Annotated in this window: 17 protein-coding genes; 12 read left to right on the forward strand and 5 right to left on the reverse strand. The window is 32.1% G+C overall.

What is annotated here, in order from left to right; genetic code table 11:
* Positions 1-13: 13 nt before the first annotated feature.
* Positions 14-883 carry a S8 family serine peptidase gene (locus tag ACKVEV_RS04890; RefSeq protein WP_409369292.1) on the reverse strand — a complete coding sequence of 290 codons (870 nt, stop codon included), beginning with the start codon at positions 881-883 and terminating at the stop codon, positions 14-16.
* A 744-nt stretch (positions 884-1627) separates the two neighbouring features.
* Between ACKVEV_RS04890 and ACKVEV_RS04895 the strand changes: the two genes are divergently transcribed.
* The 5 genes from ACKVEV_RS04895 (at position 1628) to ACKVEV_RS04915 (ending at position 6062) form a co-directional block, all read left to right on the forward strand.
* Entirely contained in the window at positions 1628-2476 is an 849-nt protein-coding gene (locus tag ACKVEV_RS04895; protein WP_409369293.1) for a helix-turn-helix domain-containing protein, read from the forward strand.
* A 39-nt stretch (positions 2477-2515) separates the two neighbouring features.
* Positions 2516-2689: a hypothetical protein gene (locus tag ACKVEV_RS04900; RefSeq protein WP_402922813.1), complete on the forward strand. Its 174-nt coding sequence runs from the start codon at positions 2516-2518 to the stop codon at positions 2687-2689.
* A 4-nt stretch (positions 2690-2693) separates the two neighbouring features.
* Positions 2694-2861 carry a hypothetical protein gene (locus ACKVEV_RS04905; RefSeq protein WP_409369294.1) on the forward strand — a complete coding sequence of 56 codons (168 nt, stop codon included), beginning with the start codon at positions 2694-2696 and terminating at the stop codon, positions 2859-2861.
* 737 nt (positions 2862-3598) lie between these two features.
* Complete coding sequence (locus ACKVEV_RS04910) at positions 3599-4234, forward strand: DNA-binding response regulator (protein ID WP_409369295.1); 636 nt, start codon at positions 3599-3601, stop codon at positions 4232-4234.
* A 676-nt stretch (positions 4235-4910) separates the two neighbouring features.
* Positions 4911-6062, forward strand: coding sequence for a transglutaminase-like domain-containing protein (locus ACKVEV_RS04915; protein WP_409369296.1), 1152 nt, complete (start codon positions 4911-4913; stop codon positions 6060-6062).
* Positions 6063-6358: 296 nt separating this feature from the next.
* Here the strand turns inward: ACKVEV_RS04915 and ACKVEV_RS04920 are convergent, their stop codons facing one another.
* A complete protein-coding gene (locus ACKVEV_RS04920; RefSeq protein WP_409369297.1) occupies positions 6359-6868 on the reverse strand; it encodes a DUF3841 domain-containing protein in 510 nt (169 codons plus the stop codon).
* A gap of 389 nt (positions 6869-7257) precedes the next feature.
* On the opposite strand from ACKVEV_RS04920, the gene ACKVEV_RS04925 reads away from it, so the two are divergent.
* From ACKVEV_RS04925 to ACKVEV_RS04955, 7 genes are all read left to right on the forward strand, one after another.
* The gene (locus tag ACKVEV_RS04925) at positions 7258-7818 is read left to right on the forward strand and encodes a hypothetical protein (RefSeq protein ID WP_409369298.1); all 561 of its coding nucleotides are present in this window, start codon (positions 7258-7260) and stop codon (positions 7816-7818) included.
* Positions 7819-7899: 81 nt separating this feature from the next.
* Entirely contained in the window at positions 7900-8301 is a 402-nt protein-coding gene (locus tag ACKVEV_RS04930) for a hypothetical protein (protein WP_409369299.1), read from the forward strand.
* Positions 8302-8387: 86 nt separating this feature from the next.
* Positions 8388-9203, forward strand: a complete 816-nt coding sequence (locus ACKVEV_RS04935; RefSeq protein ID WP_409369300.1) for a hypothetical protein — start codon at positions 8388-8390, stop codon at positions 9201-9203.
* Positions 9193-9975, forward strand: coding sequence for a hypothetical protein (locus tag ACKVEV_RS04940; protein WP_409369301.1), 783 nt, complete (start codon positions 9193-9195; stop codon positions 9973-9975). The genes ACKVEV_RS04935 and ACKVEV_RS04940 overlap by 11 nt, the downstream gene beginning before the upstream one ends.
* Positions 9976-9978: 3 nt before the next feature.
* On the forward strand, positions 9979-10764 hold the full coding sequence (locus tag ACKVEV_RS04945; protein WP_409369302.1) for a hypothetical protein: 786 nt from the start codon (positions 9979-9981) through the stop codon (positions 10762-10764).
* On the forward strand, positions 10764-11450 hold the full coding sequence (locus ACKVEV_RS04950; RefSeq protein WP_409369303.1) for an ABC transporter ATP-binding protein: 687 nt from the start codon (positions 10764-10766) through the stop codon (positions 11448-11450). The genes ACKVEV_RS04945 and ACKVEV_RS04950 overlap by 1 nt, the downstream gene beginning before the upstream one ends.
* A gap of 331 nt (positions 11451-11781) precedes the next feature.
* Positions 11782-12744, forward strand: a complete 963-nt coding sequence (locus ACKVEV_RS04955; protein ID WP_409369304.1) for an Rpn family recombination-promoting nuclease/putative transposase — start codon at positions 11782-11784, stop codon at positions 12742-12744.
* A 71-nt stretch (positions 12745-12815) separates the two neighbouring features.
* On the opposite strand, the gene ACKVEV_RS04960 is transcribed toward ACKVEV_RS04955, so the two are convergent.
* From ACKVEV_RS04960 to ACKVEV_RS04970, 3 genes are all read right to left on the reverse strand, one after another.
* Positions 12816-13010 (reverse strand): hypothetical protein, encoded by a 195-nt coding sequence (locus tag ACKVEV_RS04960; protein WP_409369305.1) that lies wholly within the window; start codon positions 13008-13010, stop codon positions 12816-12818.
* Positions 13011-13985: 975 nt separating this feature from the next.
* Positions 13986-14246 (reverse strand): hypothetical protein, encoded by a 261-nt coding sequence (locus ACKVEV_RS04965; RefSeq protein ID WP_409369306.1) that lies wholly within the window; start codon positions 14244-14246, stop codon positions 13986-13988.
* Between the two features lie 56 nt (positions 14247-14302).
* Positions 14303-14611, reverse strand: a complete 309-nt coding sequence (locus ACKVEV_RS04970) for a hypothetical protein (RefSeq protein ID WP_409369307.1) — start codon at positions 14609-14611, stop codon at positions 14303-14305.
* Between the last annotated feature and the right edge of the window lie 864 nt (positions 14612-15475).

The raw sequence follows: 15475 nt of genomic DNA on the forward strand, positions 1-15475 counted from the left end.
ATTACTCCTTTTCCTAATTAAGTTGTATAAAACCATGTCCATATTCTTCGTCAAATCCAGGTAGTCCTAAATCTTTCACATAAGGTGCTAATAAGCTGTTTAAATTAGTACTATTAATCTTTTCATTAGTGTTTCCAAGTATATAAGCAATAGAGCCCGTAACGAAAGCTGTAGCAAAAGATGTCCCATTAAATATGCTGTAGTCACCGTTTTTGTCAGTAGATAAGATGTTTTTTCCTGGTGCGGCGTAATCGATTTTACCCTTACCAGAGTAGCTATAGATTGTGAAATCAGATTTTAATGCAGAAACTGAAATGACACCTTCGTATTTCGCTGGATAATCTACCCTTAAACCTAATGTGTTCCCAGAAGCCGCTACAATAATGATTCCATTTGCTAGAGCTTTGTTTATAACGTTTTCAAATTCCGGATTATTTGTTTCAAATCCAAAGCTGATATTGATAATATCTACATTATTTTTGATACTCCATTGGATACCGTTGATAACTGTTTGAAAGTCACTTTTACCTTGGCTATTCAAAACTTTGACGTTATAAATTTCTACAATGTCCTTTGCGATTCCGGAAAAACCCATTTTATTTTGAGATGAACCGATAATCCCGGCAATGGCTGTCCCATGGTTTAACTCATCAATTGCTTCTTGGTCCGTTTCGATAGCGTTATACGACGCAACGATCATATTTTTCAAATCAGTATGAGGGGAAATGCCACTATCCAAAATGGCCACTTTAACCTTTTTGTTAGTTTGTTTTTCACTATTTACAGAAGTTGGTTGAACCGCACGATATCCCCAAATTGCACTGCCTTCATCTCTATCAAACTTTTGAATGGCATAGCCAATAAGCAAAGCTAGTAACAACATAACAACAACTACAATGCGTTTTTTTATATTTTCATCACCCTTTTTCTAAAAAATATTGAAGGACTCTAAGTATATACAGTTGAAAAACAATAATAGAATTAATAATCCAATTTTGATGCTTCTATAATAAACGATAATTTATTATTTTTTTCAAAATATTCCTAAAAGAATATTAAAAAATCAGTTTTACGATTGCTATATTCTTTTGGGAATTTTTCGTTAAAATAAGCTGGAATTTTAGGATATTTGTAAATATAAGAAATTAAAAACAACAGTGTTCGTGCAGGGAGTAGGGACAGGGGTATGTTATTAGATTCTATAAACCTAAACTTTGTAATGAGGATATTGGGCTTGCTAACTGTTGTTACGGCTTTCGTTTCATTAAAGATGTTAAGTGGAATGTTTAAAGAAGAAAATACTAGTTACACGAATTGATTGGTTATTTGAAGCCAAGTACTTCTATAAATCGAAAAGCTTTGCAAACCTCCTTCTATAAAGTCGGTTTACAAAGCTTTTATTAATGGACAACAAAAAAACGTAAATTGTACAATAAAGGTAGAACTGGTCATCACTGATAACATTAGTAGTTGCTGAAGCTTTGCTCTAGTGTATAAAGTATATTGCGTTTTATTTACTACAGCAATCAATTTAATCACCCCCTAGCGCATTACATCATTGCCAACATTTCTATTGTTTTAGCTAAATATTCGTAAAAGAATATTTTGTAAAGGAGTGAATGGTAACGTGAAAGGTTATGGTGAGACGATAAAACAAATTCGGATTAGTAAAGGGTATACCCAAAAGCATGTAGCCGCTCACTTATTAACACAAGGTGCGTATTCTAAGTTTGAAAATAACAATACCGAGATAAACTTAGGAACGATGCACGGTATTTTACAGCGATTAGGCATTCCATTTGATGAATTTTATTATATTCAAAATGGTTACCAATATAGTCAACGTGATGAAATTATCATTCAGTTTTATCGTGTCAATACGCATGATGAAGTACTACTTGAAGGACTATGGAAAAAGTGCCAACACTATTTAAAAGAAAATAAAGATGATCTACAAATTAACCATATTGCGACTATTTTAGATGGATTAATCATTTTAGCTAAAACAAATGATTTAGAGCAGGCGAAAACGATTGTAGAACCAGTTTGGTATGACTTATCTAAACACAATCAACTTTTTGTCACTGAATTATATATGTTGACTACCATTCTCTTTTTATTTCCTTTGCCAACTGTCCTGCAAATAAAGCAATTTATTTTACGCCATATTACGATGTATGAGAACTTTCAAAATGTTTCGCGCTTACACATTCATCTGTTGATGAATATTACGTTTTTATTAATGCGAAATAAAAACTATGCAAAAGCAAGGACAGAAATATTAAATACAATTATCTTATGCAAGAAAGAAAATGATTTCGCCCTTCTTGGGATATGTTATATACGAAAGGGTATTTGTTTAAATCGCCTCGGTCTAGTAGGAGAAAAATGGATACGTAAGGGGAGGAACTTGTTAAATGTCCTTGAGCAATCCACTTTACTAGAAACAATTGAACAAGATATGAAAAGATTCTAGCTTAGTAACGAAAACATTAACAAGAGAGGATGTGCAGATATGACAGAATGGCCGAAAGGTGTTGCCAAGCCAGCTATACGAGCATTAAATGCCGCTGGCTATACACAACTACAACAATTAAAAGACGTCGATTTAGCGACATTAAAAAAATTACATGGTATGGGGCCTAAAGCGCTTGCTGCAATAGAAGCGGCATTAAAAGAAAGTAGGTAACGATTTGAATAAACTAAGATTATTTTTATTAGCAATGCTCATCTATTATATCCTTGTTATTTTTATTGTCAGTAAGCTCTTTATTTTTCCAATACTCAAGGTTATGATGCTCGTTTTCTTTATAGGTGCAGGCTTTATTTTTTCAAGAAGGATACGGAAGAAGTTACAGTAGGTTAGAGGCTTTAGGTAAGTACATAGGTGTGCTCGATATTCACAATTTCAATTCAATCAATGGACTGGAAACGGAATATATCATGGCTAAAATTTTCAATCAAGGAAACAGTCGATTGACGAGGCAAAAGCCCTTTAATCGACTGTTTTTTAAATGTTAAGTGTTTCATCTAGTCCTAGGTTGTGTGGTCTGAAAATTCAGCTAAATGATTATGTTAATCAAGTGAAGATAAATTAGTTTGAGGTGGATACAATGAAATTTTTAATTGCTTTATATGTCATGATGATGCTTATTGTATTTGTAAATTTGATTAGTGAATTTATGTTAAATGGCCGTTATTCAGGCATTGCTAGTTGGATCATTTGTATGTTGTTCTTTTTCGGTACGATCTTTTTTGCTAATGCTAGATACTATTTACAAAAGAATAATAAGTAGTGATCCGTTGCTATTTATTTCAACACTTACGCAAGGGAAACAGGAGGGGTTAGATGACTAAAACGGTTACAGTGTAATTCCTTTTTAAAAATGAATTGTGTGATCAACTACAATTGTGGATGACCATACCGCTTGCGATTCAGTCTATTTACGAGATGAATACAATACCTGTTCAAGTAACTGACATTCCAACAGGTGAGCAATTAGCTTTAGATGGTAGATGATTTGACGTAAATATAACCTAGTAAATGTGGTTAATACATAGCAATTAAAATGAAATGAATTCGAAGGAAGTGATACGATTGATTTCAATTTTAGTTGTGGATAATTATCCAATTGTTTTAAAAGGATTAAAAACATTGTCTCTTGAGTTAGAAGATTTTAATGTAGAAACAGAAAAGAATCCCCAAAATGTATTAACTAGAATGCAAAAGGAAAAATTCCATGTATTTTTAATTGATGCTTGTATTGCCACAAATAATAATCTAAAGCTGGTGAACGAAATTAAAGCAATGCAGGAACAAGCAATTATTATTTTATATACAGTGAATAAGGTTTGTTGCTATTATTCACTACTATTCGAGAAAAAAGTGGATGGCATTCTTGTAAAAACTGCCCCCATTGAGCAAATCATCTCGACAATTCGTTTAAGTGTGCAAGGGAAAATTGTAATACCAACTGATTTTTTAAATTATATAAATGAAAAAGTGAATGATAGATATGCTAACTTAGAACTATCGCATAAAGAAAAACAGTTACTGCAAATGTTAATCAATGGGCATTCAAATAAGAAAATCGCAACAACATGCAATGTTTCTGTGAGAACAGTAGAACGTCGTTTATCTCAGCTTTTTTGTCTGTTAGGTGTGTCTACACGGCACGAAGCGGTTGAGGTAGCGGAAGAAAAACAATTGCTTGATGAAATTAAAGAGAATTGATAAAGAAAAAGTGTCGATGAAAATCGGCACTTTTTTATTTGTTCTTCTACACTAATGTGAAAATAAAAACAAAATAAAGAATGGAAATTCAAACAATTATAACGTTGTTACTTTTGAAAAAAACAGGGACAAATCATAGGAGAGAAAATAGGAGTAACCGACAAAAAAATTGACGGTACCGACGAAAATATTGTCAGTTGAAATGTCGGTTATGGGCAAGATAGAATTAAATTAACTCGAGTAAAAGCAGTGTGCTATAGCAAATAATTTAGAAAATAAAAATACCATAAATGCGGAGAATACAGTATAGGATGCAAGGATTCTAGAATTCCAAAACTATATTTGACAGTATTATTACAAATTGCATTCCCTTTTATGGTATTAAATAAATTTACAAAATATATTGCTTTATCACTTATTGTACCACTTCATCTAGGTATTGCTTTTACGATGGGGCTAAGAACATTTTCATTGACCATGATATTAATTGATACGATTTTAATATGTGATGAAGATTATATGAAAGGTTATACATTTTTTAAAGAGAAGTATACAAAGAAGAAGGAAATAAATCTGAAAACTTTTGAGAACTATTAAAAATACTAATTTAGAATTAGTTTTTGTAATATTCAAAAATTTTGATGAAGTGGGGAATTACATGACTAAGATGGTTACAGTGGACTACTTTTATAAAAATGAAATATTTGATCAAATACAATTGTGGATGATTCTTCCTCATGTTAGTCAATATAACGAGAACACATTAGTGCCTGCTCAAGTTACAGAAATTCCAACAGGTGAGCAATTAGCCTATTATGTTATAAACAAAAATGAACATTTACATTTAAATTATGAAATAGAACTTTATAGCACAAAGAACGAAAAGAAAACATTAACAGAAGAAGAAAAGAAATTTTATTTAAGAGATACGATTCTTTCACCAATCAATAAAGAAACGACAAGGTTAGCAGAAGAGATTACCTATCAACAGGAAACTGATAAAGAAAAAGCACGGGCTATTTTTTATTATATAGTAAAAAATTACCGCTATGTTTATCCGCCAAGCTGCCGTGGAGTCAATTCATTTCTCAAGCTTAAAGAAGGCGATTGTGGAGAATTTTCAATGCTCTTTACAGCATTGTGCAGAGCAATCAATATTCCAGCAAGAACGGTAGTAGGAAGCTGGGCATACGGTAAAATGAACGCACATGCTTGGAATGAGTTTTTTATAGAAGAGGAAGGTTGGATTTCAGTAGATACTAGTATGGCATATATGCAAAAGAAACGACCTTGGTCATTTTTTGGGGAATCTATTAGAACAATCCATTGGAAAAAGTATTTTGGTCAAACGGAAGGGCAGCGCGTTGTATTTTCAAAAGATATTGAAATTGAGTTAGTACCAGCATATAAGGATGAAGAAGAAGCCATTATTGTAAATTCAATGGTGATTAATGGTGAAAATTTTGGTTGGGGACAACAATCAATTAATGGTTGTGCGCCTTATTTACAGCCAATTTATATAAAATTCCAAGTGAATAATGATTTACCCTTCTCATTAGATGCATCACAAGTATTGGGGACTTGGAAAATACGAGAACATGGTTTAAAGCTTTTATTAGCAGTTCTTAAAATTACGTCCTTGATTACCGCTGCTGTAACAATGCTATTAAATTTTATTGTTCATAATTTATACCTAGAGGCTACTTTTAAATTGTCGTTTATAGTATTTTTCCTTTGTTTCATATTAAGAAGAGAGTACTTAATTGTTTTTAGTATCATGTTATTATTCATGGTTTTATCCTTGCTAGCAACTTTAGATGGAAGTTAAATAATTTTTCAAAAGTAATCCTTAGAAGGAAATGATTTTAAATTGAAATGTATTATTATTTTTTATGATGGATGGTGTACAATTTGCATGAAAAGCATAAGGAGTTTTAAACGGTTTGATTTGTTTGCAAATACGATTGATTGAGTAGATTATAACACTCTTAACTAACTATTATGTAATACGCGGTGCGATTCGTTGAAAAATTAACTACAACCTTTAAAATTCTGACCGTAAAAGTAACTCTAAAGTATAGCCACTATAATGGTTGATGGAGAGAAGGTGAAAAAAATATTGGTTTACCGAGCTGTAAATTCTTTCACTAAGGTAATTTCATGTAGCATTACCTTACCAGTCACACCTTGAACTGTACTCTCTCCCCAATCAGGGTGTTCTGCTAAATATTTTAAATTAAATATTGTTTTCCAACTTTCTTGTATGGATTGTTGTGATAAATTTAGTTCGAAATCTTCTTTTGCCTCAATATTGCAATAGTCACCAACTAGAACAAAATACCATGCTTGAAAATCTGAGAGGAGAACTCTTTCATCTTCAATGTTTACTTTTAATAGAACTCCGCGAGCGCCTTTTTCTAAATGACCTATTCTTCGAAGATCTGGCCTATCTTTCCATACCCATACTGGATACTCACCTTGATAATTTGGAAGTTCCTCAACCATTTGTTGCATCATCCAATGATACGGTTCGATAAACTCTGGCCATATATGCTCACGGACACCGATAAGATAGCCGATTTTTTTTACTTCCTGCCATTTTTCAATTGTTTGAATAGTCCAATATATACCCATAGCTCCTCCTTAGTCGTTAAATCAATCTAATATTAATTATAACTATATTTTTAGAGGCTTGGAATGAAAAGTGGCCATCTGACTTACTTCAAACTCTGGAGGTACTATACTTATAGTAATGTATGAAATATAGTAGCAGCATTCGAGGTTTTGATGTATATTGCTATGCTTTTGCCAAATCCGTTTTGTGATTATATTTTGATTAAAAAATTTATTGCCCATATGGTTGCAACCGACAAAAATTTTGTCGGTTGAAATGTCGGTTTTAGGCAAGATAAGATTAAGTAAACAGATTATCGAATGGAGGATTCATATGCCCTAAAAATAAACGTATTATATTTGTTATTTGCCCACTTTTGTTAATGGTAGGAATTGGAATTAAAGTGGTGTTGGGTAAAGAAAGTAATGCTGTAAGTAGTGTTGTGGACCTTGAATTTGCTGTAGCTAAGGTGTTAGATGAAATGCCTGATGTGAAGTTAAATAATGCTAAATCTTTAGGAAGAAGTGTAAATTTAAATTCAGAGTCAATAGAAAATACATTGAATAATAGAAAAGCAGGGTTTCGATTAAAAGTTCATAATGAAATGAGTCATTTGAAACATGACAATGCTTATTTGGAAAAAGTCGCTGTAAAGGAAACAGAAAGGTATATAGATGCGTTACGAATTGCGAAAGAGATTTATGGTGTAAGTATTTCCCAAGAGGAAGTGAATCAATATATTGCTACAAATGTTGCGGATATCGTGTTGCCCGAAAAAGAACGCTATGCTAAGGCACTGGGAATATCGCTTTATGAATTAGATTATAGCTTTGATCGAGATTTTTATGTAATGGACACGCTATGGGATAAATTAATGCCGGTTTTATTGGAGTGGTACCCTCAAGAAGAGGGGGAAGATAATAATTTATATTTAGATAGAATAAAGGACCAGTTTTATAGTCATCGTTAACAAAATGACATAAAAATGAAGCATTTGATAACAGCACTATCAAAAAGTTTATATTCGCTTAGCTAATAAGGAGGAGATTTCATGAATAAGATGAAAGCTTTAACAGTATTAGGACTATCCGTAATGATGTTTTTGGGCGCAACGGGAGTAAGTGCATATAATGCTAAATTTAGTTTTGATATGAATACAGGTCTTTGGCATGCAAAGGTATATTCTGCCCCAGCATATAAATATACAAAAGATGAAGATCCATATCTAAAAGTGGACTATATCGAATCAAAGGTAAGGACAAAATTTATGGTAGTTAATTCTAATGGCGATGCTAGAAGTTCAACTTTGACAACTCGCACTGCTACTTCTAGTTTATTGACGAATCAAGGTATGGCTCAAAATCATCAATATCGAATGAGCGCTCAAACCGATGATGGTAATTGGTATAACAGGTATAATGTTACAGGGGCTTGGAATCCCGATTCTTATTAAAATCTATACTGAAAAGGTTTCCCTCCATATTTTTATGGAGGAAAACCTTTTCGTTTAAAATTTTTTAAGAATAGACGGTGATAATTATGCTTAGGAGAGAATTAATACGTGCCATCTTCAATAAAAGAATGGCACTAGTAATTATGGTTATGTTTATTTTGTGTTATTTTTCTGCTTATAGTTCTCTGTTAAGTACGCATTTTTTTATTGATAGAGAAGCAGATGACTTAACAGCTGAAAACTTAAAGTATCTTCTTGAAGTAGGTGGTAATACATATCATATTTGGCTGAATGGTTTTCATTTTACACAAATTATATTTGTTTTGGCCGCTATCTATCCTTACGCTGCATCGTTTGTAGATGAGAAAAGAGGTCATTTTCATTATTTTTCTATTATCCGTATGGGGCATATAAAATATCGATTTACAAAATTATTTGCTAATGGCATTGCTGGTGGTTTGGCTTTATGTATACCGAATGCGCTGTTTTTTTTAGGGATGAGTGTCTTTTTTGAAAATAAAATGCTCTATCCGTTTGAATTTCAGCCAGATGGTTTAATGGGCGATCTATTTGTTTCGAGCCCTTTGCTTTATGTCCTATTGGTTATAGCCATTCATTTTGCCTTAGGGTTTTCAATAGCTATTTTTGCTATGGGCATAACAAGTTTCTTTTCCAAAATTGTCTATGTTTATGCTATTACTTTTGCAATTTACTTAACGTTTGATATTTTTATTTCTAATTTAGATGGGCTGCGAAAATTTGCATTAACTAAAATTTATTATGTTATGTCGAGTATCGATTTACATGGAAGTGATGTTGTTATTGTAAATTTACTATTAATTGTAATTGGCTTAGTAGCATGTTATCTGAATTATAAATGGGAGTTGAAAAATGGAAGCTAATTTTTTGAGAATTACTTGTCAAAGAATTTTTAAGAGTAAAAAGTTTCTATGGTTGTGCGTTTATATACTAATACTTCCGTGCATTGTATTGCGAATGAATGACTGGGCCGTTGATAGTAACATTTGGAATGGTGTATTTTTTATCTTTGGTAATAGGTATATCTATTTATTATTAATTGTGCCAGTGTTTCTAATTTTTCTGTTTGATTTAGCGAATGAAGGTAACCTACGTTATTGTGCTGGAAGGTTATTGAAAAAAGTTTCGATAGTAAAAGTTCACATCAAGGCAATGATTTTACATTGCTTATTTTTAACAATTTATGTTTTTGCTGTAGTCATTTTAGAAGCGGTTTACATACTGGGGGGAACATTCAACTGGAGCGAAGAAACCAAATGGAGACATGATCCATATACGTTATTTTCTCTTGATTTATCTCCAATCATTGTTATTAGCCTTTTTGCGATAAAGTTTTTTATGACCCTTATTTTTTTAGGAAGTTTTTATTTGTATTGGCAAAGTAAAACAAAAAGACAGTACAGTAGTTTAGGTATGAGCATCATCCTCTTTCTATTACTTTTTAATGCTATTGTAAATTTCTATAATATTCCTTTTCTGAATATGTTGGATTTTAGTTTTGTAAGTATCTATTATTTGGACCCGCATGTAAATTCGATTGTACTCTATGCAATTATGTCACATATTCCGTTAACTATTTTAAGTATAGGCTTGTTAATTTTTTCTTTGTATTTGTCTAAAGGGGTGAATTTTTAACGAATGCCTTTGCAAATCCTATCGATCATTCGTTATAATATTCGTTTTGTATCTAAAAGAATGTTCCTTTTTCTCGCCTGGCTAATAGCGACGGTGATATTTCATGCGATATATAATAATGGCTATACACATTATACAGCGATTGATGTTTATTTAATATGCATCGGGATGGTGACAATTGAGAAACTACATGTTATTCAAATCTTGATCATTTTACTTCCCTATTTTGGAATGGCAATGATGGTAGATGTCTATATTGCGCACATGATGGGGAAGCACGCTATTTTTAGTATGCTACGAATAGAAAAGCGACTACTTTTTATTACTTCGCATGTTTTATCCCTCTGTTTAATTATATTTGCTATGTTATTCATCTATCAAATGATGTTAATGATTAGTTCGTTTACACTATATGATCGTACTTTTCCGTTTACTGAATCACTTTTTACAGGGATGGCAATACCACTGGAGAATATTTTTCTAGGGCTAGTCCTACCTGCGTTTGTTGGCCAATTTATTGGTGCTTTTTGTGTTGCATGTGTTCAACTTGCTGTTTCCATTCAATTTAACCGACTAAGTAGTGGGTTTATTTTTGTTGTCATTCTCTATTTTTTACAACTTGTATTTCCAATAATAATAGGGCAGCACGTATTTATTGCTAGCATTCTAATAGACTACGTAAAATATATACGCTTTCTGATAACGCAGTTGCTTGTAATAGGGGGCTGTGTTATATATCTCTATGTTTTGAGTAGGAAAAATATATTAATTTTTTCGGAAAGGGGTTAATGATGCAACCGTTTATTGTAGAAGCAAAAAATATTTCTAAAACGTTTAAAAAGCAATTAGTTTTTCACTCCGTATCTTTTTCATTGGAAAAGGGGAAGGCTTATGGCTTTATCGGTCACAATGGATGTGGCAAATCGATTTTATTTAAAATTGTTATTGGTTTTCTTTCCGCTGATAGTGGTGAAATAAAAGTATTTGGACAAACGCTCGGAAAAGAAGTTGATTTCCCACAAAATACGGGCATTGTCATTGAAACACCTCATTTTCTTGATGACTACACTGGTTTTCAAAATTTGCGCTACTTAGCAGCCATTCAAAATAAAATAAACGATGCCATAATTAAGTCGACCCTTGAGAGAGTAGGTCTAGATCCTAATAATAGACAACCTGTAAAAAAGTATTCCTTAGGTATGAAACAAAAGTTAGGTATTGCACAAGCCATTATGGAGGACCCAGCTTTACTCATTCTTGACGAGCCATTTAATGGACTAGATAAAAAAAGCGTGCAAGTTATTCAAACTTTATTACTCGAACTGAAAAACAATGGTGTAACAATTCTTCTAACGAGCCATATGCAAAAAGATATCGAATTGCTTTGTGATGAGGTATTTGAATTTAATGATTATAAGTTAGATAAAATTAGTGTTACTGAAATGAGTACTAACGTTGAGGATGTACAATTTTGAATGGCATTACGAAGCAACCGACAGAAATATTGTCGGTTGAAATGTCGGTTATTGACAAGCTAATATTACAGTAATTAAGTATATACAAAAAATCTTCTAGAAAGGGGTATCAAAATGATTAAGAATATATTCTCCTTCGTTTTGTTGCTTTGTGGACTAGTTGTTGGTATGACTTTACTAAATATTTTTCATGTACCGCTGATATACCCTTACGCAGGTATTATAGTTAGTACGTTATTGTTATTCCTCCTTTTTTTGAAAAGTAACAATGAATTTGTTCAGTAATTTTTAAAAAGGGCTCTATTCGAAAAAATAGACTGAGGTGGATAAAATGTTGAGTAAACAAACACTAAGTCATATTCCGCTTTCGAATTTATTGGATTTAAAGATAGATTTTGCTTTTAAACAACTTTTAGGAAGTGAACGAAATAAGCATCTTACGATTTTATTTTTAAATGCTGTTTTTCAAAGAACTGGCAGAAAGCCAATCAAAGAAGTGACGTTTATTAATCAAGAAGTCGGTGGCGAGTATAAAGAGGATAAACAATCCCGTTTAGATATAGTTGTGAAAACACAAAATGAAGAGTTGATTAATATTGAAATACAATTAGCCAATAAAAAAGACATGCTTAAGCGTACATTATTTTATTGGTCTAGATTGTACAACCTACAGTTACAAAAAGGCAAAGGGTATCATACACTGAACCCTACCATTACAATTAACATTTGTAATTTTACATTGTTTCAAAAAATAGCCCATTATCATAGCACCTATCATTTGTATGAAGATAGAACTTTACAGCGTGTAAAAAAATCGGATGATGTGTTAGAAATTCATTTTATTGAATTGGATAAATTTTTAAAGGCTTGGACAAATGAAGAACAACAATCATTCAATAATATTCTAGTGAGGTGGTTACTAATGTTTGGTATGGTAGATGACGGTAAAAACATTGTTCGTGAGGATATCTATAAAGCATTGGAGGAAATAGCGAAGACAGATGAAAATATTCGTAAAGCATTTCAAGCATGGGAAGAAATCAGTCAAGATCCTGACAATATTATCGCTTACCAGTCACGAGTCAAGTATATGCTAGATGAAGCGGCGAAAATCGAAGATGCAAAATACTACGCGGAACAAGAAGGAATAGAAAAAGGAATAGAAAAAGGCATTAAACAAGGCATAGAAGGCATTGCGAAAAAGATGCTTATAAAAGGAAATAGTGATAAAGAGATTATGGAATTAACTAACTTATCATTAGCAGAAGTTCAAGCATTACGCCAAGACGTTTAATGAAGTAAAAGCATTCAAGGAATATGGACGATTCCTTGAATGCTTTTTCTATTTGTTCTCTATTAGGGACTCTATACGCCCATTTTTCTACGCGTATTGCTTGTTTTTTTCGTCTGCTGACTTGTCATTTTTTTTGTTGACGTATCACCATTCAATTTACCTTTCGTCGAAGCGTTTTTGTTCTTTTTGTTTTCAAGCTGTTGCTTGACGGCTTCTTGCAAGCTCATTTTCTTTTTTGGTGCTTCAGTTTGATTATTTTCAGTCATAGGAGATTCCCCTTTTGGAATAAGATTGTTAATAGTTAGTTCCAGTATAATCTATTTTCTATAATTTGTGAAACGTGGTACAGAAAACGGAATGATTATTCAAAGATGTGGTTAAGATGTTATTCCGAGGGTATAAATAAATACTAATAAGGCTCGCTTATTTGTGAGTATTTACAAATAAATGTTTAAAAAATGCATATTTTCTTTTTAATTTTCTCATTCTAATATATACAGGCACTTTGAAAGGAAGTGGGAAGTATTTTGTATAGCAGAAAACAATTAATCTGGGCATATTGTATCTCGAGTTTGACTTCTATAATTGGCACCTTAGCGATTTTTTTAATATTAGATTATTATCACTATACAGCTGACTTTGGCTTATTTTATAAACTGCTACTTTCATTTATTAGTGGTGGTCTTATCGCCTTCGCTTTAGGACTATTCTTAGTGAATCTATACTTTGAAAGTCTATTCTCTCACAATAAAAAGAAAATGAATGATGTCATGTAAACGATAAAAGTCGATTGGTCCAAAATTATGGGATTCAATCGACTTTTGATGTGTGATGTTGAAATGGGTCAATTTCAAGATATAAAGCTAGTGGTTCGATTATGTTACTGTTTACATATATTATGTCAAAAAAATATCTAGTTCGGCCTCTTCCTAAACAATGTAAGTTAATTCAATCTTTGCAGCTCTCAATAAAGTGCATGAGATTTGAATTTTTATAAGTAGAAAATATGAATTTTACTTACTTTTAGTCGGATAGTTTAGAATAAAAATTACGCTCCCTGCAAATACTGCAAAGATGATTGATCTTACTAGGCCTGAGATACTGAATTCAGTATCCTTAACTATCATGATAAAAATACTTATAGAAAAAAATAAAGATGCGATTACTAATCTGTTTTTTAATATATTTTTAATTTTTTTCATAGTAAACACCTTCTCTAATTAGCCAAGTACACTGTCTAATTATTCACAGTTACTTTTTCCGGGGAATTTCTTATCCATTTCTTCTGCACATTTAGATTGAATAAATGCTATTGTTACAACAGCCCCTGCAATATTCGATCTAATCCCAAGCTTTAATATATGTGAAGCAGCTAATTTGAACTTTTTATCAAATATTAAATTCGCTAAGGTGCTAAGTGAAGAAACTAAGCCAAAATGTTCTTTTAATCCTTTGGAAAGACAGCTGTTATGTGCCGCTCTATATTCAGCTGTTGGTCTCATTAAATGCCACCCACAAGCAACAGCTCTAGTTTCAATCTTAGAATGGATAGAAACATCTACTTTTTAATATCTACAAATAAATTTTCATCTTCGAATGCTTGAATAAGCTCTTCATAACCGTCATATTTTTTTAAATTTTTTACAAATATTTCTTTATCATATCCGAGAAAGTATCCGTCGTTGTCAGTAATAATTCCTTTTTCATAAATTAATTCTAGAGATTCTTCAATCAAAGCGAGAATCTCTTCGTCATCGGGGTAATCGTTCGCAACCGTATTTTCTGTAAATACACCAAGTATAGAAAACATTACAATAACAACGACCATAGTTCCTTTAAATAAAGTATATAGACTATTTTTTATCATAATATCACTCCTGTTGAATGTATTTAATAAAAACTATTTGCTGTTAAATGGGTACTTTAAAATAAAAAATATACCAGTAGCTATTGCAGCGAAAAGCGTATAAGCAAGTAAATCCTGTAGGTTGAAATTTCCTAAATCCTTCAATAACCATAACCTAACGAAAAAAGCGATAAAGAAAAAGCCAGATGCTATTATTACTTTGTCTTTTGGTGTCGTATTTTTAATAGAAAACACCTCCTAGTTGTTAGGGGAAGAGGCAGGGTATGTATTTAGGAAAAATACTAATCAAATCCAAAAGGAAATCTTATATCTAAAAGTGTAACAATGCATGTTAAGAAAAGAGCCCATACCATAGACGTTAGTAATCTTCTTGTATAGGATGATTTTGGGGTCTCTTTGTAAGGAGAACCGGTTACGAACGAAGGAATAAATATAATTAAAGTAAAATACAAAAAATATGCGAGTGATTGATAATACCACATGAATCGTCACCAACTTTCTTTGACGTACGAAATGGTAGATAGCTAAAATTGTACAACTTGTACGCGAACGTTATTGAGTAAAATTCTTATATGCCAAATACCTATTTTCATAGTAGAGGGGTCAATTCGTAATTGAGGATTTACCTGCACTTTAGTTGCGCATTTTTCGAAAAGTAGAAGTTGTCCCTTTACTGTTCCTAACTCAACTTAAGTCATCCTCCTTTGCTATTTTATCGATTACTTACAAAAATTTTATCATTGAGAATAATTATCAGTCAAAGGATTTATGGGGGGATTTTATCGTTTTTTTGTTATGAGTTGATGATGGAAAAGGACGCTACAATCAGCAATTTGGCACGGTGTTATCATAAAAAAAGCTAGT

It is taken from the genome of Lysinibacillus sp. 38-6 (assembly GCF_046245175.1).
Taxonomy (GTDB): Bacteria; Bacillota; Bacilli; order Bacillales_A; family Planococcaceae; genus Lysinibacillus.

What these genes read in the sequence shown, in the direction of transcription:
- ACKVEV_RS04890 (WP_409369292.1), bottom strand. Translation starts at nt 883, where the DNA reads ATGTTGTTACTAGCTTTGCTTATTGGCTATGCCATTCAAAAGTTTGAT.
- ACKVEV_RS04900 (WP_402922813.1), top strand. Translation starts at nt 2,516, where the DNA reads ATGACAGAATGGCCGAAAGGTGTTGCCAAGCCAGCTATACGAGCATTA.
- ACKVEV_RS04920 (WP_409369297.1), bottom strand. Translation starts at nt 6,868, where the DNA reads ATGGGTATATATTGGACTATTCAAACAATTGAAAAATGGCAGGAAGTA.
- ACKVEV_RS04930 (WP_409369299.1), top strand. Translation starts at nt 7,900, where the DNA reads ATGAATAAGATGAAAGCTTTAACAGTATTAGGACTATCCGTAATGATG.
- ACKVEV_RS04935 (WP_409369300.1), top strand. Translation starts at nt 8,388, where the DNA reads ATGCTTAGGAGAGAATTAATACGTGCCATCTTCAATAAAAGAATGGCA.
- ACKVEV_RS04940 (WP_409369301.1), top strand. Translation starts at nt 9,193, where the DNA reads ATGGAAGCTAATTTTTTGAGAATTACTTGTCAAAGAATTTTTAAGAGT.
- ACKVEV_RS04945 (WP_409369302.1), top strand. Translation starts at nt 9,979, where the DNA reads ATGCCTTTGCAAATCCTATCGATCATTCGTTATAATATTCGTTTTGTA.
- ACKVEV_RS04950 (WP_409369303.1), top strand. Translation starts at nt 10,764, where the DNA reads ATGATGCAACCGTTTATTGTAGAAGCAAAAAATATTTCTAAAACGTTT.
- ACKVEV_RS04955 (WP_409369304.1), top strand. Translation starts at nt 11,782, where the DNA reads ATGTTGAGTAAACAAACACTAAGTCATATTCCGCTTTCGAATTTATTG.
- ACKVEV_RS04960 (WP_409369305.1), bottom strand. Translation starts at nt 13,010, where the DNA reads ATGACTGAAAATAATCAAACTGAAGCACCAAAAAAGAAAATGAGCTTG.
- ACKVEV_RS04965 (WP_409369306.1), bottom strand. Translation starts at nt 14,246, where the DNA reads ATGAGACCAACAGCTGAATATAGAGCGGCACATAACAGCTGTCTTTCC.
- ACKVEV_RS04970 (WP_409369307.1), bottom strand. Translation starts at nt 14,611, where the DNA reads ATGATAAAAAATAGTCTATATACTTTATTTAAAGGAACTATGGTCGTT.